General features: G+C 36.2%; 22 protein-coding genes and 1 riboswitch. Of the genes, 5 read left to right on the top strand and 17 right to left on the bottom strand.

Annotated features, from left to right (window positions below):
* Position 1: 1 nt before the first annotated feature.
* The 4 genes from HNR31_RS11400 to HNR31_RS11415 form a co-directional block, all read right to left on the bottom strand.
* Positions 2-1,174 carry an ATP-grasp domain-containing protein gene (locus HNR31_RS11400; RefSeq protein ID WP_181556366.1) on the bottom strand — a complete coding sequence of 391 codons (1,173 nt, stop codon included), beginning with the start codon at positions 1,172-1,174 and terminating at the stop codon, positions 2-4.
* Between the two features lie 1,349 nt (positions 1,175-2,523).
* Entirely contained in the window at positions 2,524-3,042 is a 519-nt protein-coding gene (locus HNR31_RS11405) for a GNAT family N-acetyltransferase (RefSeq protein ID WP_181556367.1), read from the bottom strand.
* A 124-nt stretch (positions 3,043-3,166) separates the two neighbouring features.
* Entirely contained in the window at positions 3,167-3,406 is a 240-nt protein-coding gene (locus tag HNR31_RS11410) for a hypothetical protein (RefSeq protein ID WP_181556368.1), read from the bottom strand.
* An 80-nt stretch (positions 3,407-3,486) separates the two neighbouring features.
* Complete coding sequence (locus HNR31_RS11415; RefSeq protein WP_181556369.1) at positions 3,487-3,669, bottom strand: H-type small acid-soluble spore protein; 183 nt, start codon at positions 3,667-3,669, stop codon at positions 3,487-3,489.
* Positions 3,670-3,787: 118 nt separating this feature from the next.
* Here HNR31_RS11415 and HNR31_RS11420 point away from each other — a divergent pair, with 118 nt between their 5' ends.
* A complete protein-coding gene (locus HNR31_RS11420; protein WP_181556370.1) occupies positions 3,788-4,783 on the top strand; it encodes a potassium channel family protein in 996 nt (331 codons plus the stop codon).
* Here the strand turns inward: HNR31_RS11420 and HNR31_RS11425 are convergent.
* On the bottom strand, positions 4,780-5,184 hold the full coding sequence (locus HNR31_RS11425) for a YugN-like family protein (RefSeq protein ID WP_181556371.1): 405 nt from the start codon (positions 5,182-5,184) through the stop codon (positions 4,780-4,782). The two genes, HNR31_RS11420 and HNR31_RS11425, sit on opposite strands and share 4 nt — an antisense overlap.
* Before the next feature lie 609 nt (positions 5,185-5,793).
* Positions 5,794-5,853: riboswitch (Fluoride riboswitch) on the top strand.
* Positions 5,854-5,911: 58 nt separating this feature from the next.
* Here HNR31_RS11425 and crcB (HNR31_RS11430) point away from each other — a divergent pair.
* Together crcB (HNR31_RS11430) and crcB (HNR31_RS11435) are read left to right on the top strand one after the other, a co-directional pair.
* Positions 5,912-6,337, top strand: a complete 426-nt coding sequence (gene crcB / locus HNR31_RS11430) for a fluoride efflux transporter CrcB (protein ID WP_181556372.1) — start codon at positions 5,912-5,914, stop codon at positions 6,335-6,337.
* Positions 6,337-6,702: a fluoride efflux transporter CrcB gene (gene crcB / locus HNR31_RS11435; protein ID WP_181556373.1), complete on the top strand. Its 366-nt coding sequence runs from the start codon at positions 6,337-6,339 to the stop codon at positions 6,700-6,702. The genes crcB (HNR31_RS11430) and crcB (HNR31_RS11435) overlap by 1 nt, the downstream gene beginning before the upstream one ends.
* A gap of 270 nt (positions 6,703-6,972) precedes the next feature.
* Here the strand turns inward: crcB (HNR31_RS11435) and HNR31_RS11440 are convergent, their stop codons facing one another.
* From HNR31_RS11440 to HNR31_RS11470, 7 genes are all read right to left on the bottom strand, one after another.
* Complete coding sequence (locus tag HNR31_RS11440; RefSeq protein WP_181556374.1) at positions 6,973-7,698, bottom strand: CAP domain-containing protein; 726 nt, start codon at positions 7,696-7,698, stop codon at positions 6,973-6,975.
* Between the two features lie 1,119 nt (positions 7,699-8,817).
* Positions 8,818-9,396, bottom strand: coding sequence for a DUF7010 family protein (locus HNR31_RS11445; protein WP_233414608.1), 579 nt, complete (start codon positions 9,394-9,396; stop codon positions 8,818-8,820).
* 326 nt (positions 9,397-9,722) lie between these two features.
* Positions 9,723-10,100: a YxiJ family protein gene (locus tag HNR31_RS11450; RefSeq protein ID WP_181556375.1), complete on the bottom strand. Its 378-nt coding sequence runs from the start codon at positions 10,098-10,100 to the stop codon at positions 9,723-9,725.
* Between the two features lie 290 nt (positions 10,101-10,390).
* Positions 10,391-10,678, bottom strand: a complete 288-nt coding sequence (locus tag HNR31_RS11455; RefSeq protein ID WP_181556376.1) for a hypothetical protein — start codon at positions 10,676-10,678, stop codon at positions 10,391-10,393.
* Positions 10,679-11,199: 521 nt separating this feature from the next.
* Complete coding sequence (locus tag HNR31_RS19295) at positions 11,200-11,421, bottom strand: YfbU family protein (protein ID WP_181556565.1); 222 nt, start codon at positions 11,419-11,421, stop codon at positions 11,200-11,202.
* A complete protein-coding gene (locus tag HNR31_RS19300) occupies positions 11,403-11,582 on the bottom strand; it encodes a YfbU family protein (protein ID WP_181556566.1) in 180 nt (59 codons plus the stop codon). The genes HNR31_RS19295 and HNR31_RS19300 overlap by 19 nt, the downstream gene beginning before the upstream one ends.
* Positions 11,583-12,130: 548 nt before the next feature.
* Positions 12,131-12,427, bottom strand: a complete 297-nt coding sequence (locus HNR31_RS11470) for a hypothetical protein (protein ID WP_181556377.1) — start codon at positions 12,425-12,427, stop codon at positions 12,131-12,133.
* 900 nt (positions 12,428-13,327) lie between these two features.
* On the opposite strand from HNR31_RS11470, the gene HNR31_RS11475 reads away from it, so the two are divergent.
* Positions 13,328-13,960, top strand: a complete 633-nt coding sequence (locus tag HNR31_RS11475; protein ID WP_181556378.1) for a LysE family translocator — start codon at positions 13,328-13,330, stop codon at positions 13,958-13,960.
* Between the two features lie 97 nt (positions 13,961-14,057).
* Here the strand turns inward: HNR31_RS11475 and HNR31_RS11480 are convergent, their stop codons facing one another.
* The gene (locus HNR31_RS11480; RefSeq protein WP_181556379.1) at positions 14,058-14,867 is read right to left on the bottom strand and encodes a 2OG-Fe(II)-dependent halogenase WelO5 family protein; all 810 of its coding nucleotides are present in this window, start codon (positions 14,865-14,867) and stop codon (positions 14,058-14,060) included.
* Between the two features lie 279 nt (positions 14,868-15,146).
* Positions 15,147-15,857, bottom strand: a complete 711-nt coding sequence (locus HNR31_RS11485) for an alanyl-tRNA editing protein (protein ID WP_181556380.1) — start codon at positions 15,855-15,857, stop codon at positions 15,147-15,149.
* Between the two features lie 115 nt (positions 15,858-15,972).
* Between HNR31_RS11485 and HNR31_RS11490 the strand changes: the two genes are divergently transcribed.
* The gene (locus HNR31_RS11490; RefSeq protein ID WP_181556381.1) at positions 15,973-17,145 is read left to right on the top strand and encodes a metal-dependent hydrolase family protein; all 1,173 of its coding nucleotides are present in this window, start codon (positions 15,973-15,975) and stop codon (positions 17,143-17,145) included.
* A 382-nt stretch (positions 17,146-17,527) separates the two neighbouring features.
* On the opposite strand, the gene HNR31_RS19305 is transcribed toward HNR31_RS11490, so the two are convergent.
* From HNR31_RS19305 to HNR31_RS11510, 3 genes are all read right to left on the bottom strand, one after another.
* The gene (locus HNR31_RS19305) at positions 17,528-17,623 is read right to left on the bottom strand and encodes an AbgT family transporter (protein ID WP_181556383.1); all 96 of its coding nucleotides are present in this window, start codon (positions 17,621-17,623) and stop codon (positions 17,528-17,530) included.
* Between the two features lie 28 nt (positions 17,624-17,651).
* On the bottom strand, positions 17,652-17,891 hold the full coding sequence (locus HNR31_RS19310) for an AbgT family transporter (protein ID WP_374058308.1): 240 nt from the start codon (positions 17,889-17,891) through the stop codon (positions 17,652-17,654).
* Positions 17,892-18,258: 367 nt separating this feature from the next.
* Positions 18,259-20,082, bottom strand: a complete 1,824-nt coding sequence (locus HNR31_RS11510; RefSeq protein WP_181556385.1) for an APC family permease — start codon at positions 20,080-20,082, stop codon at positions 18,259-18,261.
* Between the last annotated feature and the right edge of the window lie 77 nt (positions 20,083-20,159).

Here is a 20,159-nt window from a genome sequence, read left to right on the forward strand (position 1 = left end):
CTTACCTCTCCCTCGAATGTTCTATTTCCTTTAATGTAATAAATGGACGTAAATCCATTTGCAGTAATCGATAGAGCTCTTCCATCGTTTCGCTTTTGAAAAATACAATAGCAAATGTTCTATCATTTGTTGCTTGTATTTCTCTGTACTCTAAAATTTGTTGAAATTGCTTTTTAAACGACTGATGGTTAATAGATTGTATAAGATTTTGTGAAATATCCATTGGAATTTCTGCGCAGAGGAAACTATAGATACTTTGATCCATATTGTGAAGCATCGCTTTCCAATCCGGGCTTGTACCATGAAAATAATGCTTATACACATTGCATCCGTAAGCATAAAATCCAAGATCTGTTGTTCCCGCTCCGGCAAATCTGAGCGGATTCATTTCAATAGGAATGATGGTATGATTACTTTTTCTCACTTCAAAGTGAATTGGAAAATTCTTCACTGGGATGATTTCTCTAAACTTATGCATAAAAGCCAATATGTCATCGTAAATTTCATTGATGACTTGTTTCGATGTATAGTAGATTCGATCCGACGTATCGTATTCGTCTTTAAACAAACGCTTAAAAATATTTAAAATCACAGGATTACCATCGTGATCGTAATAACTATCGACTGCATATTCTTCCCCGAATATCCACTTTTCGATTAAAATGCTCTCTCCGTTAATCACTTCCTCGTCATAAATGTTTTTCATAAGAAGCAGATCTGTATTTAATTTATGTAAGGTATCTTCCCACTCTGCTGCACTCTTTACTTTATAAACTCCGATGCTGGAATATCCTTTGCTTGGTTTAATCACGACTGGAAAAGGAATATCCTCTACCGGAATTTTATAAAGCTCATCCCTGTTTACTATCTTATAAAAATAATCAGGGTACATAGTAGAAAGAATTTGACGGAACGTTCCTTTATCTTTTAGTTGCTGTGCCCAACGATTTTGAACACTATTAGGAACGTAAGATTCAAGCAATGCTAAACAGCTTTCTGAATTTGTCAATAACTTTTGATGTTCATTAATAAGAGGGAAAAACTCCTCAGCTTCCATTACCTGTAATGATTTTAACATTTCAGAACGGTTACCTTGCTTGAAAACAGGTATATTAAGTTCTTGCAACGATTCGACTAGAATAGGGGAAATAATTTGATCATTGATGAGAATCATCTTGATGCACCTTCCTAAAGTAGAGATTGTGTTGCTTTATATAAAGATCGGAAATGTCTCATTATTGAGCTTGCGATAAACTGTCCAACTCTCCGCTAATCGCTCTAAATACATAAATAATCCATCCGACTATATGCCATCATGTGTTCCGAGCTAGCTTTTTGTAGGCAGAGGACGGCATCCTTTTGGGGATGGCGTCCAATCACAAATTCACCAAAAGCTCCCCATCGTTTGTTCTGGATATATATAGAAAATACCTAATCTAGCTTCGGCTCAAATAAAACCCATCTTTGAAGCTCACCACTCATGTCGGGAAAGTTGTGACATTATTCACTTCCTCTCATATTGTTTCGATGAACATCCCGACACTCTTTTTATCGCCCAAAATATGAGGAATTTTAATATTTTAAGATGATGTTTTTGGCTTTTTTATAAAAATTCATCTTTTTGTTGAAAACAAAAGTCTCTATTTGTTTATATTTAATACTTTCTGAATAATGACTATAATAAAAAACACGATCGTTAGTTCTTTTTTGTGTTACCATGAGCGCCAAGGATTCCCATTATCTCCTTGATTCATTCTCACATTAGACAGTCCTCCTGGTAATGAAATTAGCCTTCTACTAAAAAACGATAATAAGGTGATTCGCATAATCCTGAATAAACGTGTGAAAAAACTTAAAACGACAAAGAGGGGAAATAGGTGGCTCAAAAAAGAGGTTGTCTCTTTTATATGGCACATCCTTCTATGAAAGAAATGAACAAAGTGCATCTATCATTGAATATGTTGATAAAAATTTGCATCAAACCATTGAGCCCTGTTTCTTTAATGACACAGTAAATATGATTCGTTTAGACATAGAGGAAATGGATTAGAATAAAAATCTTTACGAAAAAAGTTTTAGGTTCTCTAAATTTTTTCGTAAAAAATCAACACAATTATTTAATAAAGCCGAACAAAAAAGCAGGAACCCATTCAGTTCCCTGCTTAATTGTTCACATTGCTCTTTTACTTTCAAGAAAGCGAACGGTTTAGTTTCCGTATCACCATATCTTAACTTCTACCGTCTGATCTTCTTCAAAGACGTTGCTCCAAACGCTTAAATTCATATTTCGTCAGTTCTTATTGTCCTGTTAAATTGTTATAAAAGACAACAACCGGAGCCCCAGACGGTTTATTAAATAAGGTTGCCGGTAACGAAAATGGAAAAACATCGGCTACATATCCCTTCCCCATGTTGAATAATGAAAAGTCGAAGCAGCATTAAGTTCATACTTTCCTTTCTTTATTACGATTGTCCAACAACCTCTCGTTCTATGCTTCAAAATCAACGATGGTGAAAAAATCGTTAAATATTATCTTTTTTATGAGAATCAATTCTTTTTCCTAAAATGAGCAAATCTCTTTCAATTCCGTCTAGCTCGGCGACACTCGGTAAATGCCCCCATTTCTCAAATCCAAAACGGGAAAATAGCTTCAAACTTGGTTCATTATGACCAAAAATAAATCCAAGCAATGTCTTAATACCTAATCTCGGACATTCCTCGATTGCTTTTTGCAATAAATAACGTCCAATCCCATGCCCTCTCCACCCTTCAGCGATATAAATGCTGATTTCAGCGGTATGTCTGTAAGCGGGTCTTCCGTAAAATGATTGAAAGCTTAGCCAAGCACACACCTTTCCGTCTGCTTCTACGACCCAAAGCGGTCGAGAATGGGGAGTATGTTCTAAAAACCACGGCTCTCTGCTTTCAACCGTGACAGGTTCTGTATCTGCCGTGACCATTCTTGACGGTATCGTTGAGTTATATATGTCTACAACTGCCTTTAAGTCCTCTCGTTTTGCATGTCTAATTGTCCATTCCATCTTCTCCACTCCCAAAATTTTAAGTATTATTGCCTTTTCTCTATAAATTAATATAGACGCTCATTGATGAAATACGAAGATATGTTTCGACAGCAGACAGCTCTGAAAACAAAGTTATGTTCCATTATACAAAAGGTAATTCGTTATTCATATATATTTTTTTAAAAATAAGAAGATGGTAAATAAACTCCTCAAACGAAAGAACTTCAGCTGTTTCAAATGAATATACATCCAAAAAATGCGATAGAACATCAGGGGTAATATCATTGAATGCTTCCGATATCATTAACGGGTAGCGAATGTGCTGAAACAATGATGCATATCCGTAATCATTAAAAATTTCTTCTGCTTGTTCAATATTCATACAATACCTCCCGTCAAGCAGTATAGGAAAAGTCTACAAAAATGAAACAAAACATAAAAAACGCCCTGGCCAAGGCGTTTTTATGCTTCCTCTAGTTCTTCAACAGGGACTTCTCGTTTCTCATGAAGATGACCGTCGCGCATATGAACAGTAGCTGTACCATTTTTTTCGTCATAGCTATCAATCCATACTGATACACCATGATAATGAACCTGAATATCAGCCGGAGACGAAACAATTTGTTTGACGCGATTCATATCCATAATTTACAACCTCCTCACATCATTTATTTTTAGTTTTTGTTATTAAGGAAAATTTATGCAAAAAAAACGTACGATTGCGCACACTATAGTTAACAATAAACGATCGGGAGGGAAATCAATGAAAAGCTGGAATTTGCTCATCTCTTATTTACGTCTTCCCGTCCTAATAAGAATTTTGCTTGTTGGCAGTACGATGATTCTGCTGTTTGGCACAGTCATTCATTTCGTAGAACCAAAAACATTTCATAATCTGTTTGATGGCATATGGTGGGCGATTGTGACAGCGGCAACAATCGGTTATGGAGATATCGTACCAGAAACAACGGCAGGGAAAGTCGTCGCCATTCTCCTGATTTTATTAGGTACAGGATTTGTTTCGACGTATTTTGTTACATTGTCCGCTTCCGCCGTTGCTAAAGAAAATGCTTTCGTTCATGGCCATCTCCCTTATGCAAAAAAAGGGCATACGATCATCATTGGCTGGAATGAACGAGTACGTGAAGTATTGAATCAATTCACCAAACTCGCCCCTTCCACCCAATATGTCATTATTGATGCCACATTAAACGAACTCCCAGTCTCTATGAAAAATGTCCATTTTGTTAAAGGAAACGCGACATATGACGCTGTGTTACATAAAGCAAATGTGGCAGGAGCGAAAACAGTATTAATTACCGCTGATCAACATAAAAACGAAACAGAGGCAGATATGAACTCGATTTTAACATTATTAGCGATTAAAGGACTGAACCCACACATTTATGCCATTATTGAAATTCTCACTGCGCAGCAAGTGAACAATGCGAAACGAGCCGGCGCAGATGAAGTGATTCAAACAAATTTACTGTCTAGTTTTACGATGATCAACAGCATTCAATCGCCAGGAATCTCTCAAACGATTGAAGAATTATTACATCAACAAAAAGGGAGCAACTTACAGCTCATAGACGTTCCTGATGAAATGGTTGGAAATACATTTTCCCAAAGTAGCCAAGTGCTGTTACGTGAACAGATTCTTCTTATAGGGATTATCAGAGGAGAAGCGTCTTATATGAATCCTTCTCCCCATTTTATCATTGAAAAAAGTGACCGTCTGTTTGTTTTAAAGCCTTAATCAAGTAATCGGCTTTCCAATTCTTTCACGAGCGCCTTGCCGACATTAATATATTTTTCTGGAAACTGCGCATCCGGGTCTTGCGGCTCGGAAAACTGATCGAAGGAAGCACCTAAATTGCCGACATGAACATTGTCATCTAAACCGACTTGATAGTTATGGGATAACAAATACGGACGACCGAGTTTCACGGTGGTTCCGTTTGAATCGAGTTGTCCATCAACCGCTTCGAACGGTACGCGCAAAAATTGGTAACCGACTTCATCATCGATTTTGTAGTCAAATGAACCGTGATCATAGTCCCAATTGCCACCGATTGTATAACCGAGTGGCTTGAGCTCTTGTTCCAATTTATATAATCGGAATGTTTGTCCCTCAAGACGAGAAGGAATTTCAATCATGTTGACAACCTCCTTTTTATGTAGATTTCCCCAATCGCGAATATATTACTTATACAAAAACGGGCTTTCCTATAGGCAAGCCCCGCTGCTTATTTCAAACGTTTTTCAAATTCCGCTTTTTCTCTTCATACTATGCTCTGTCGAGAAGTGTAAGCATGTTGACTTTGTCTGTTTCAGCTCCATTAAATTTTATAAAGCATTGATTTTAAAGCTTTTGTAAAATATTAGATACGTCGTTAAAACGTGGTCAAGAAGACAGGTATGTTACTCCGCTTTTTTATGCTTTCTTCTCCTTCCAAAATCCTGTTTGCACAGCACTTCATATAGGAACACCATAATTCCTGCAACCTTTCAAGCGATTCTGCTATTTAATACATAAAGGTCCCCTCGAATGCTTCATCTCGAATTATGAGACCGAAAAATGGCTGATTTCGTTATTTATTTCGGGTTACAAATAAAAACCGATCCGGTTATTCAGAAAACGGCTTGGAGGATTATTCATACCGATTAAGCTATAAAAAATATAATCATTCTATCATTGCTTGCCTTATATTCTTTTTAATTTCGTAATTGACAGAAGATGTTTTTCTTTGATACAATCCCTGATATAACTGAACAGGCGATGGAGTTCGCCGTAATTGCCTTTGAGCTGATGACTCCTACCAGTAAAGAAGATCACTACTGGTAGGAGTCTTTTTTTGCACAAACTATTGGAGAGGTGAAAAATATGGTATATGTTGTTGTCGGTATAGCCGGGATTTTGGGCGCTCTTTCACGTTATTATTTAGGACTATTCATTGATACATGGTGGCATCATATCTTCCCACTTGCTACACTGTCCATTAATCTAATCGGTTGTTTTCTTCTTAGTTGGCTCACTATGTACGTATCACGATTAAATATCCTTCATCCTTATCTTGTTACAGGAATAGGCACAGGTTTCATCGGTTCGTTTACGACTTTCTCCACATTCAGTGTAGAAACTGTAAGACTGATCCAGCACGCACAATGGAGTATGGCCTTACTATATGTACTAAGCAGTTTATGGGGAGGTCTTTTTATGTCTTGGCTTGGTTTCCAGATAGGCAATATCCTTTTTATAAGACGGACACAAAAACGGCTTTCTTTAGAATCTTCAGGAGGGAAAAAGTGATGATAGAACATCCAGCTTTATTAGTAGCAATAGGTGGTTTTTTTGGTGCGATAGCTCGGTTTGGTATGAGTAATTGGTTCAAAAAGAGATATCCCTCTTCTTTTCCTATCGGCACATTTGTTATAAACCTAATAGGTGCATTCCTATTAGGCTACATTATTGGTGAAGGTCTAGATAAAAGTTGGCAATTACTGTTGGGGACAGGATTTATGGGGGCTTTTACCACTTTCTCTACGTTTAAGCTGGAAAGCATTCAGCTACACGCAGATAAAAAGTGGAAAATACTCGCTGTATATTTAGGAACAAGTTATACATTGGGTATTCTGTTAGCTTTCTTGGGTATGAAATTAGGAAGTACATTCTAGAGGTTATTAAAAAATTCAATTTGTGATCACTCTGATTAGTAAAATCAACCTGTAGACAAAATGGGGTTCTATAATTTCTCTTTTTAAGAGATAGCGCAACTTGACTCCAAAACATCTTTCCATACATTTCTAAAAAGCCCGGCTCAGCTTGTCAACAAAATCGGCAAGATGAGGCTGATGCAAATCGTCTTCTGCTGTCAAAAAGCGTATAAAATAAAAAACCACACCACTAATACCTATCTTAGTGGTGTGGTGCAAAAATATTGATCCTTATTTTCTTATAAATTGTTGTGTCCAGATGTACCCGTTTTCTTCAAAACCTACTCCGATATGAGTATAGTTTTTGTTCAAAATATTTGCCCGATGTCCTTCGCTATTCATCCAAGCTGTCACTACTTCTTGCGGAGTCCGTTGGCCTTTGGCGATATTTTCTCCAGCGGCTGTATAAGAAATGCCGAATTTTCTCATCATTTCAAATGGAGAGCCATATGTCGGGCTGTTATGGGAAAAGTAATGGTTCACTGCCATGTCTCTTGACTTTTCACGGGCCACTTTGCTTAGCGCTAAATCAATCTTTAAAGGCGGCAAGCCATATTTCGCCCGTTCTTTATTCGTTAAGTCTACTACTTGTTGTTCATAAGCATTTAACCCTGCTTCATTTGCTTTTTCGCTTTGACTTGGTACAGGCGCCTGTGTTACTGTCTTATTTACAGGAGCTTGTACATTCGCTGACGGTTTTTGGACAGTTGTTTTGGATGTTTTTGGCTGTACCGGTTTAGTTACTTCTACGTTTCCTGTTTTATCTAAAATAAACGGAATGTTTAACTGAAACCATTTTTCGATATCTTGAAGGCTAGATGGATCGACAGTATATTTCACTTCATAGCTTTTTATAGCTGGACATGGAGCAGGCCCAGCCGCTTCCGTTTTCGCTGTAAAAGATGCTCCTGCAATCGCTAAAGAGGCAGCAAGTGAAAATACGACTTTTTTGTTCATTGCTTTTCTCCTCCAATCTCATCCCTTGCTTGCACATACATAATAACATGGATTTTTTGTAATATTTGTGGATAAATATGGATATTGGATGGATTTAACATTGTCTTCTGCAAGAAAAGATTTTTTCATGAAAAAATCTAGGTCTATCTCTGAGAAAAACCGAGATTGCAAAAAAACATCTTTCATAGGTATTTCATCCTTTTTTTCTATGAATATCAATACTATCCATCTATTACTTGAAAAATAAAGATTGACACAGTTCAAGAAAAGGATAAAAATTAACATTTTTTACGATAATGTTACAATACAGCATTTTGTTTGCAAGTCGTTGATTGCGATCAGGAGATATTTCACTAGGAAGTGGGCAACAATGATCGTTCATGAGTTAGTAGGTGCGGAATAGTTGTTTACTGAGAAATGAAAGGAAAGATATGATGTTGTACGGAAAAAACATCGTACATTTGACATCAAGGATGCAACACAGATACATTCCAACAATTTGACTGCAGAGTCATTACCGTCATCTTTGACCTAGGCAGCGACTATTTACTTTGCCTATTTGTCTCAATTGCTATACATTCCAAAACAAAGCCCTTTCCCCTCGGCACCGCAAAAAAGCAGCCGTAGTTTCAGCTTGTCGACAAAGTCACAAGCTCAGCCCTTCTCATTTGACTTATGTTAAGCGCTGTCGTTGTCTGATACGAATTAAATTGGAATCTTTGATATTGTTGAGTTTGTATAATACTTGTACTATCGTGCCATATTTTTTGCATCGCCCTTTTGGCAAGTCATTAATGAAGTCTTTTGTGATTTCATCCTCTCCTTATCTAAATAAATAATAGACTCCCCTCAAAATAAAGGGGAGTTATTTTCATGCTACGTTTCATGGGTGTCTCTGTTAAATTTGGTTTTTAGTCCAAAGAAAAAAGACTGAAATGGTAATGGGGTCACTTCAGGAAGAGAAAATGTTAAAAAAACACTAAAATAGCCAGGGAACTAGCACGATATTTGAAGCAAAAGTGGCAACATAAATAAATTACAAAGAAAAACGCTCGGATTTTCATTCCGACCGTTTTTTATATTTATTATTGTTGTAGTTGAACAAAGATTTTAAGAGAATTACTTACACTTTTTCTTGTAATCTACATAAAGCAATAAATTTAAGAACAAAAGGGAAATTACCATAGTAAAAGGAAGAAGCCATAAATTCTCAACAGCTACTGCCCATCCGATTATCATAATCAGTATTGATATAATGGGTGCTATTATAAAATAGACTTTTGTATTATAAAGCCAACCATATGGAAAAAAATGAGCTCCTGTTATAACTGCGAAAAATAGAACCATGTTATTGGGACTCTTTACAAATGCCCAAAATATTATGGGAAAATACATAATCTGTGCTAAATTTAAGTATAAACCTAATTTACTTAATGGATTATCATTGGCTTTCCAATCTGCTTTAATCATCTTTGAGATGATTATTGCTAATGGAAACATCAAACCAGTTGAGTATAACATAAAGACATTTTTCTCCTTGATTCCAAATGGTTGTAAGAATATGACTGTTATAATTGCCCAAATAATTGTAGCTGCTAGTAAAAATGATATGCCATTTTTGCCTCTTACAGATAATTCATTTCTAACTTCCAGTAAATTCAAAACCGTTTCTCCCCCTTTTTCTAATAACCGCTTCATTCTTACTTTCTAGCTATCTTTTTTTCGTAATCCCCTCCTTTACAGGGATTTTAGCACAAATCCCCAAATGTGTTTGTTAAACTAACCTGTTCGTTAGTTGAATAACTTATATACAAATATATTAACATAAAATTCCATATAACCATCGATTTTAATGTAGTTGTGATACTACATATCAAACAATAAAAAGACCAATTCCTATGTGAATTGGTCTGCTAATAGTTGTGTTATTTCGTGTTTTCTCTCCCGCAAGTGAACCCCTTTAAAATCATAAATCGGTCTCTTATCCAGCTATTGCATCCGCTAGCTAGTTAAAGAAGGTTTAGTTATTCTGACAGGTACTCCAACAGCAATTTTCGTGCCTTTTCGTAGTTCATATATTCTTGGTAAAACTCCTCATACTGTATGATTTTATCTTCAAAAAACTTATATTGATTAAATAATTCAAAGAAGGAAAATTGAAGCATCTCGATTTGACCTTTAGGAATATCTTTAGATTTTCCTCTCAGAACATAACTTAAAATCCCAGCAATATTCATACAATAAGTATCAAAATCACATGTTAAGCAATTTTCCTCATCCTGAATCTCTGAAAACTTATCGTCAAAATCTTTTTGTATCTTACAGGCATCCTTATAAGGAAAAGGCTTATGCAATTCATTATCTATATCATTAAGTTGTTTCAATAGATTATCATTTGCCATTATCAAGCATAGCTCCCTTTATAATAATTTTACTCTTATTTTACCACCCTGCCCGTTAGTTAGCCAAAAATTCAACAAAACAACGATTCCGCCGCTCTTTACGATAATCCATACTTTTTTCAGTACCTCTTTTTGTTTGCATCCTTTCTTGCTAAGATAGTTGTTTTTATCCCGGAAACAGCAGTAATGATATCATTCACTAAATCGTTTGATAACCAATCATGTTTAACACAAGCGTTGATGATAACAACGATAAGCAAAATAAAATTACTTGCTTTGTCCATGTCACATTACATACTTCCTTCAGCAACAGCACCTAGAATCAGTCCGGCAGTCCATGGTGTCTTGGACTCGATTTTGTCGATCTTGCTTTCATGTTTCACTTCGCTTAAATTTGATTTGAGCTTTTCAATGCGTTGTTCCATCGTCTCACACTTTTCGAACAAAATAAAAAGAGCCCAAATGGACTCTTTCGTATTAAAAAATTCATTTTTTATATATTCTCCATCAGGAAGATCGATATAGTGCTTTATTACTAAAATCGCATCGTTTTGACGCCAAAGAGATTGTATATTCATCGTCAATTATAATCATGGGTTAATTGAAATCCAATCTACATGTTTACGCAGAAGATTACTAACTCTTCAACATCCACTTGTTTCGTTTGTAACCCGAAAGACCATGGTTTCTGGCAATGTTTCCATTGTTTGCTTTACTGTATGTTCCATTGTTTCTATGCGTTTCATAGCTTGTCCCCCATCTACATTGTGGCAAAACGCACAACTCATACGTAAAAATCCCATAGCATTATCGAGTCTGCGCTTGGTGATGCAGCATATGACAGTGACAACGTTCGTAAAGTAATGAAGCAAGCCGGAATCTTTTTCGTTTCGCCTATGAATCGTCGGAATAGTAATGAACGAAAAGATTCTTATGATCGTGTCATTCCCATCTTTCTGAAAACAAAATTCGAGAAGTGGCAGTTTGGTTTTCGTGCCGTCATCGAACGGGTATTGAAGCAATTGAGGAGCGGTGGGCTAGCACAGCCATGATGATATGTGGTTCATCAATGTTTATTTCACGCGCAAAATTTCAAGTTTTACTCTATCTTTGCAGCAACATCATAATCCAGATAATGACTTGTATTACGTAATTCTTTGTACTTATCCAACTCGTGCATAAAATATTTCGCATATGCTAATGATGAAGTCTCGGTATTACCATCAAATCCAGCAGATTTTAGATCTGATTCCTTAACATCTCCTTTATCATTAAGTTTTCTAATAAGAAGAATTAAGGGTTCTATACATTTCTCATATATTCATTCAGTACCTCACGACATTTTTCTATAGAGATATCGCCGCCGATCCATTCAAACAAATCATCATAATAGATCGATTCCCCTTGTTCTAATGCTGTTCTTAATCTTTTGTAATCATTTGCTTCATCTGGATGTAATTTTTCTAAATATTTTGTACTGATTTATCAAAATTAGCCTTTCTAATTTCAAAAATTCCATTATTCTCATCTCCTTTCGCTTACTCAATACGACAAAAGGAGATATTTTCTATATTTTTATTCATCAATGTCGACAAACCCCAATTCGTCATAATTAAGATTTCGTTTGTTTTGCACAAAAAATATTCAAATTTCTCAAAAAAAATGGCATAAAGTTCCTTTGTTAAAAATATAAAGGTAACAAGGGAGGTGAAAAATATGAGCAAAACGTATTTAGCTTTTTCTGCTTTCTTGTTTTTTATCATTACCTTTCTTGCTCTAATCGTGGTTCTTGTCAGATAGCAGTTCATTTCTTCACCTGGTACTGCCATACCGGGTGATTTTTTTATTTTCACGGTTATATATTTATACACGAAATGAACCAAAAATGACAAAAATAATTAAAAAATTATGGCTCTTTTGCAACACTGCCTTTTTTCACTGTATAGTGGCGGTTATGCTTCCTTTTTCTTCTTCCTCCTTAATATCGTCCCATTCCCTTCACCTATTTTTGCATTTAGAACATATTTTGCTTAGAAAAATATCTGTTGTTTAGACAAACATTGTCGTTTAGCTCCGATTCTTTCCTTCAACGCATTGCTGCGTTCTACGATTTCTTTGCGGATTCTCTCCGCGAATGGCTCACTATCCACTGCATCCTGTATGACTGTCGTAGCTGTATATTTGATGTCTCGAACCCTCTCGAAAGCCTTCAATGTCGCATCCGCTTCTCGCCGTAATGTTTTTAATCCCTTCAATGCTCCAGATACGTCAACATCCACTTTTACTCTTTGTCTTCTTAATTTTCCCAATTCACGCATTGCTGCCAATAATTGATATGATCCCCTTATAGTAAATAGAACCTGCTATAAGAGGATTTTTCTACGGAGAAAATCCGAAAACAAAAAGAAAGCAGTGAATTTATAGAGGGCATGTCTACGAAACTGTAGCTAATAATCAGTTCCATGATACGTCGATGGGTGAAACACTATGAATAATCTAGAAGAAAAACGGGACAAAACGAAAGAACCAAACAAAAACACAAATAAAGCGTCTGAAAGCGGAAGTAGGGATTCTAAAAAGCTTTAAAGATGTGAAAGGGGAAAGGAAGCCGTACCCGCTCATAAGAAGGGCGTGATCCTTCAAGAAATGGCTGGGTGTTATGGTTCGATTCAACCATTATGTGAGATAACAAGCGTATCTCGAAGTGGATATTACAAGTGGATAAAACGACAGAAACACCTTTCTCAGAAGTATTTATTCAAATTACCCATATCTTATATTTTATGTAATTGGGTGATCCGCTGAATCTATTGATATTACTGCACTTAGCAAACATATACGAATGAATTACACAATTCATATTTCATTGACAATTTAAAGATAAATTGCAAAAATAAGGATAACAACTTAAACTCTCTGAAGGTACTAAATTTTTTTAACGAAAAAGCTTAGAGTAGTAATTTTACATATAAAGCGTTTGATAGCACTATAGAAGGAACATAGGTTGTGCGTCTATGTTCCTTACATAGCTTTTTATTATGTACTAATGGGAGTTCAACCAACAAGCACTCACTATAGCTTTTGGTCTTTTTACTTAAGTGATAACATTTTTCAATTAATTGTGCAAAACCATTGACACTTCAAAGAGTAGAGCACTTTTTATTTAAATACGGTTTAAATTTCGGAAATTAAATATTATTTTATTGTTATTGGAGGGGAGACAATTTATGTTTTTAGAGGTGTTCTTGGTAGGCATTTTAGCCGCAATGTCTCCAGGTCCTGATTTTTTCGTTGTAATGAGAAATAGTCTAGAATTCGGTTATCGTGTTGGAATTGCTACGGCGTTTGGGATTACTTTGGCCTTAATTGTACACATCACATACACCATTTTAGGATTCGCATATGTAATGCAGGCATATCCTAGTTTATTTATTTCGATAAAAATTTTAGGAGCTCTTTACTTGATATGGTTAGGTTATAATGCGATCCGTTCAGCTCCGCCTAAAAACGATGAAAAACTGAAAAGCGAAGTTGAATCAGTTCAGAATAACAAAACTTTAATGCAAGGTTTTCGTGAGGGATTTCTATGTAATGTTTTAAACCCAAAAGCAGCGTTGTTCTTTTTAAGTATTTTCTCTCAATTTATTAAAAGGGATACAACTGGATGGACGCATTGGATATATGGATCCGAAATTATTTTTGCCGTAGGGGGATGGTTTGTTCTTTTGGCTATTCTGATTTCTTACTCAAAATTTAGGTCGTTGTATAAAAAGTATGCATACTGGTTCGACCGTCTACTTGGGGGTATACTGATTTATTTTGCGATAAGAATTATGGTTTCGGCTGTAAAATTAGTATAATTTAAGACCTTCTCTTCTTTAGAAAAGGTCTTTTAGTGTTATATCATTTAACTAGACAACCATGCCGTTTTGAGAGGATGGTTGTCTAGTATTTTGTTTATGACCAAAAAACTAAATTTCCATTTGGCATTAACCCAATAAAAGAGCTTACCGTAATACGCTCAGTATCGCCTTCTGTTGTTTGAACTTCATGATAATGCTGAGGGTTAAAAAAGACCAATTCCCCTTGTTTCGGTGCAATTCTGACGAAATCGACGTTTTTTACAACCTCTGGGTCATAACCGTAACTATCCTTTAGTTTATAATATATTTCATCGGATTTTCTCCACTGCCGTTGATAAACAACAGTAGATCCACCGGCTGAACTAGGCTGCAAGTAGATATTCCAAGCCAGCTGAGCATGGATCTTTCCAATGGTCCATTCGGGGTTTAAACCATCCAGTCCCCCTGCCCAATCAATATGTATGAGAGCTCGGCTCATAACTCGAACAAGGCCGGCGAAGTACGATTCACCCGTCTCTTCTTCAACTGCTATATCAACATCAAATTCCCAAGCTTCGCTAACAAAATCAATCACTTTCCTTAATAAGTCACCCGAATCTCGAAAGATGGACTCTCTTGCCCTATTTGCTTTAGGAGCTTTTTTGAAATACTCTTTTTTCTTGTCTTTACTAAAACGGTGCTCAAATTGAGTAATTCCAATCTTTCCTATTTTCGGATAAACCCCTTCATAATAATCAATTCCGTAATTCTTAATCCCCTTTAGCGCTTGTTCACAGGTCTCGTTTGACAGAAAATTCGGGATACGAACAGCGCCGATTTCCCCCTTCAAGAGGCCGTCCAATAACTTTTTAGAGAGCTTATCAGTTTCCACAACATCCCATGTCTTTACTGATAATTGAGTCATCAGAATACCTCCATTCCCGTCATTAAAATTACATTATTGTAATTACATTCCTATAATAACATATTATTAAAAATTTTAAATATTTTTAAAATAATCGTTTTGTATATATCGATTTTTCTATTAAGTGCATACGAACGTCAGTATAGAGGGAATAAACAACTTGATTAAAAGCAGCAACACTGCACAATGCAAAAAGATTTAAAATCGATATTGACTTAGATCGATATCAATCATAACAGTAAATGAATAACATATATTGTAAATAAAATTGCGTTTTTGTTATGTTAAAGTAACTTCTAAGCGTCTTTTGTTTTGTCCTTTACTTTTGATTTTCAAAATCTGAAAAGGACCTATTTCTTTTGTTTCCTTTACATGTGTTCCGCCACAAGCCTGTTCATCAATGTCACCAATAGTAACGAGTCGAACATTTTTAATAGAAGGAGGTAGCAAATTAATAACTGTTTTAATAAAACCATCAATTTTCTCAGCTTCTTCACGGCTAACGGTTCGTATTGAGACTCGATGATTTTCTTGGATTAACTCGTTTGTTTCATCTTCAACCTCTTTAAATTGTTCGTCTGTTAAGGGTTCTTCAAATTGAAAATCTATTCTTGCCCGGTCCTCAAAAATTTGATTTCCTGTGGCTAAAGCTCCAAATTTGTTATAAAGATAACCGGCTAATACATGTAACAGGGAATGATAGCGCATAAATTTATATCGTCGATCCCAGTTTATCAGTATCTCTACAGGACCTTGTTTTAGTTTTTCAACATTGTCTACATAATGGACAATTTGTCCATTTTCTCTTTGGACCTTATTCACTTTAAATGTCTCATTTCCTTGTTTGATAATTCCCGTATCATGAGGTTGGCCACCACCTGTAGGGTAGAAAATCGTCTCATCTAAAATAATTTTGTCTTCCTTAATGTCTATGACTTGAGCATGATGTGCTTTTTTATAACTGTCTTCTAAGAAAAGTTCTCTTGTCATATGTAAATCCACCCCCAGTAATTAATGTTAAATACTATCATTTATTATAACAAATGGAATTTTCACTTTCAAAAAAATGGATAAAAGCGATAGAATAGAAATTGAGGTGAGAGAAATGAAATATTGTATCTATAATGTTCGAATAATTTCTGGTAAAAAAGAACAACCATACGAGCAAGGTACTGTTCTTTTCGATGAATCCGGAATTATCGACGTAACAGAAACATCAATAACAGACAAAGGTGACATTAATATTGATGGAAGCGGTCTATCGATTCTTCCAGGTTTGATTGATGCTCACGTTCACTTAGGGATGGACTGTTCACCGGATCCATTCAAAAAAATAGCAACTGATCGAGAAGCTGATACAGCCTTTATAGCATATGACCAAGGACAAAAATTTTTAAAAGCCGGCATTACAACCGTTCGTAACCTAGGAACAAAAAATAACGTAGATATTGCTTATCGGGATGCTGTAAAGAACGGAACGGTTCTAGGACCGAGAGTTTACGCAGCAGGGCAACCTATTGCTATGACGGGAGGACATGGATATCCCATGGCTATTGAAGCTGATGGAGTAGATGAGATTCGAAAAGCTTCTCGAAAACAAATCAAGATTGGTGCAGATTTATTGAAGCTTATGGCCACAGGAGGGGTTTTAACAAAAGGAAATGATCCAGGTGCTCCACAATTAAGTATAGATGAACTAAAAGCTGCATGCAAAGAAGCCTCACATGCCTCTAAAACAACAGCTGCACATGCGATTGGATTGGAAGGGGTTAAAAACGCTATTAAGGCAGGAGTTACTACAATTGAGCATGGATATTATCTTGATGATGAAGCTGTTGAAATGATGGTTAAAAACGGTACATATTTAGTTCCAACGCTGTTAGCCCCTACTCTTATTTTGAAACACTCGGAAGTCATACCGAAACATATGATTAAAAAAATTGAAATTATAGAACAAGAGCATCGCCAAAGTTTTCGGAGAGCGCTAAAAAAAGGTGTAAAGGTTGCTGTTGGGACTGATGCAGGAACTCCATTTAATTATCCTGGTTTAATAGTAGATGAAATGGAGCTAATGGTAACAGAGGGTATGTCTCCTTTGGAAGTTATTCACGCGGCAACTTATGTAGGAGCCGAATGCCTGAGAATCGAAAAAAAGGTAGGAACAATTGAGAAAGGAAAATGGGCTGACTTAATTTTAGTTGAAGGAAATCCCTTAGAAGATGTATCTACTTTAAAGAAAATTAGGCAAGTCTTTAAAGAAGGCAAACCATGTTTGTAGTCTGTAAGATTCGTCTTCTGTTTATGGTAAGAAAATTTGCCCACCTGTTCTCAATGAAAGGACCAACAAAAACCAGATGATAAATAAAATAATCCAGAATATCGAATAGAATAACAGTGTTGAAAATTAATGTTACTATTCCAATGTCAGGATCGTATTTTTAACATTGGAGTGATCGGGTTCGTTATTGGATCTCCTATTTGATAAGCCAATGATGTAACTGCCAGATCACATAACCAAGTAACATCAACATCGGTACAAAAACGGGTGCTAAAGCTGTCCATTTTGCCAAGAAACTTACTAAGATTAAGATAAAATTAATTAAGGCTAACCATGAGAAATGATAAGCCAGTTAACCCCGTTTCTTCTAAAAACTTACTCCTTATAATAGAAAATGACCTAAATTACTCCAATAAAAAAAGCAATCCATTTGATCTACTCCAAAAACAAGAACAATATAATGTCCCATACTTGCCATTGATTGCCCAAGATATTTTATAACATCCTTATCGGAATATCAGAACGAAAACCATAGCAGCAATTGAAGGAAGAACAATAAAAACTGCATCACCAACGGCGTTTCCTAGTATAGCAAGCGCGACAATACCAAGTATTATAACCGTGGAGGAGTAACCGATATTGCTCCGTCTTATGAGTGCACAGATCATTCCGGTTTGATCAGCAAGTCCACTCCTAATTATCATAACTAAGACAAATCCTAAAGGAGGAAATTTGAGTAAAGCTATCTACCATATCAATAAATACTTCAGGAGTCAAAACTTTTTCTTCAATAGTCGCTCCTGTTGAAGGATTCATACCTTTCATATTAAGCATTGCTGCGATATGAGAGGCAATTAAATAACAGTCATCAAAATGACAAATAGAATTATTCTACATAAGAGCGATTATGTAGAATTAAAAATTACTCAATTTTACTGAATGATCTGTTAAAGAATGTGGTTGATTTTCTTGTTCAGTTAACAGGCAATAATATTAAATCATTATTTTTATCATTCATTGCATAAAAACGGGGATGATCGTTCAGTAATCATCCCCGCTTACAACAGAATACGTAAGATATAAAAATTATTAATAAGGAATCTCCCGTTCCTTTTACTTGTGAAGTCGATAAGGAACTGTCGAGACAATCACATTTTTCTTATATAGAAGATACAATCTCAACAAAACGCTGGATTGGTTATGCAAAAAGTTATGCCAGCCCTTTTTCGGTATAAATTGAGGAATAAGAACCGTTACTGTATGGTTTCTTTCTTCTGCCTTGCTTTCAATTATATCCACTAGCTTGGAAATTGGTGTTATAAGATCGCGATAAGAAGAAATTAGTGTAACAAGGCGAACGTCCGGCCTCCATTTCTTCCATTTTTCTTCCATTCGAAGCTCGCTTTCCCGGTCAAATGCCACATATACAGCCACTACATAATCTCCAATGGTTTGAGCGTAATTGAGGGATTGCTCTACTACCTTTGTTATTCCCGCCACTGGTACAATTACGACATTCCCCTCTATTTTGTCAGGAATCTCATTTGGATTGACCCGCAGTTGTTCTGCCACAGCATCATAGTGCTTATGGATTTGATGAAAAATAAATACGATAATCGGAAGAAATACAAGCACAGACCATACTTGAGCAAATTTTGTAATAAAGAAGATGCACAGTACGGTTAGTGTAATGATAGCTCCTAGCAAGTTTGTCAGCAGCTTCGGTATCCATCCCGCTGGTTTTTCGCGCACCCATTTTACAATCATTCCTGTTTGTGACAAAGTGAAAGGAATGAATACACCAACAGCATACAAAGGGATTAACTGCTCTGTTTGCCCTTTAAAAGCGATAATCAGCAAAATAGAAGCAAAACCAAGCGTGATAATTCCGTTTGAATATCCTAAACGGTCACCGCGTATAAGATACATTCTTGGCATGTATTTATCGGATGCCAGATTATACGCTAGCAGAGGAAATGCAGAAAACCCCGTATTTGCAGCCAAAACTAAAATAAGGGCAGTTGCTCCTTGGATAAAGTAATACATAAAGCCTCTTCCAAACACTTTGGAAGCCAGTTGGGAAACAACAGTCTCTTCCGCTTTCGGAGCAATTCCATACCAGTATGCTAAAAAAGTGACTCCTACAAATAGAAACGCGAGAATAAACCCCATCATCACTAATGTCTGGGCAGCATTTTTTGCCGCCGGTTCCTTAAAATTCGGAACGGCGTTTGAGATCGCTTCTACCCCTGTCAATGCAGAGCAACCAGATGCAAATGCCCGCAGTAATAAGAATAATGTAATTCCGGGCACCGCAGTACCAATAGGTGCATGTAAGGTAGCCGGTACTTGTCCGTTTATAATATTAAAAATCCCAACAATAATGAGAATAACGAGTGCCAACACAAACAAATAAACAGGATACGCCAAAACGGAAGCGGATTCGGTTACGCCTCTAAGATTAAGAATAGTGATAAACACAACTAGAACGATAGCAATTCCTACTGTGTATTTATGTAAGGATGGAAACGCTGATGTAATAGCATCCGTTCCTGCAGACACACTTACTGCCACGGTTAGAATATAGTCGACCAGTAAAGAGCCTCCGGCAATGAGCCCCGGATTTACACCTAAGTTCGTTTTAGAAACAACGTAAGCTCCGCCTCCATGCGGATAAGAGTAAATGATTTGACGATACGATAAAATAAGTGCCACCAATAGAACAAGAACCCCAACCGCAATAGGAATGGAATACCAAAATGCAATGAAGCCAATCGACGCGAGAACAAGTAAAATCTGTTCCGTACCGTACGCAACCGAAGATAGAGCATCAGAAGATAAAACAGCTAATGCCTTTAATTTGTTCAACTTTTGCTCTCCTAGCTCGGTTGATTTCAACGGTCTGCCGATTAGGAATCGCTTTAACGACGAAAACATATATACACCACCAATATGCAGAATTTCAATAAGAATATTATCACTTCTCTTAGAAAATGAATAGCCTTTTTGATTTA

This window comes from Thermaerobacillus caldiproteolyticus (assembly GCF_013761245.1).
GTDB lineage: Bacteria > Bacillota > Bacilli > Bacillales > Anoxybacillaceae > Thermaerobacillus > Thermaerobacillus caldiproteolyticus.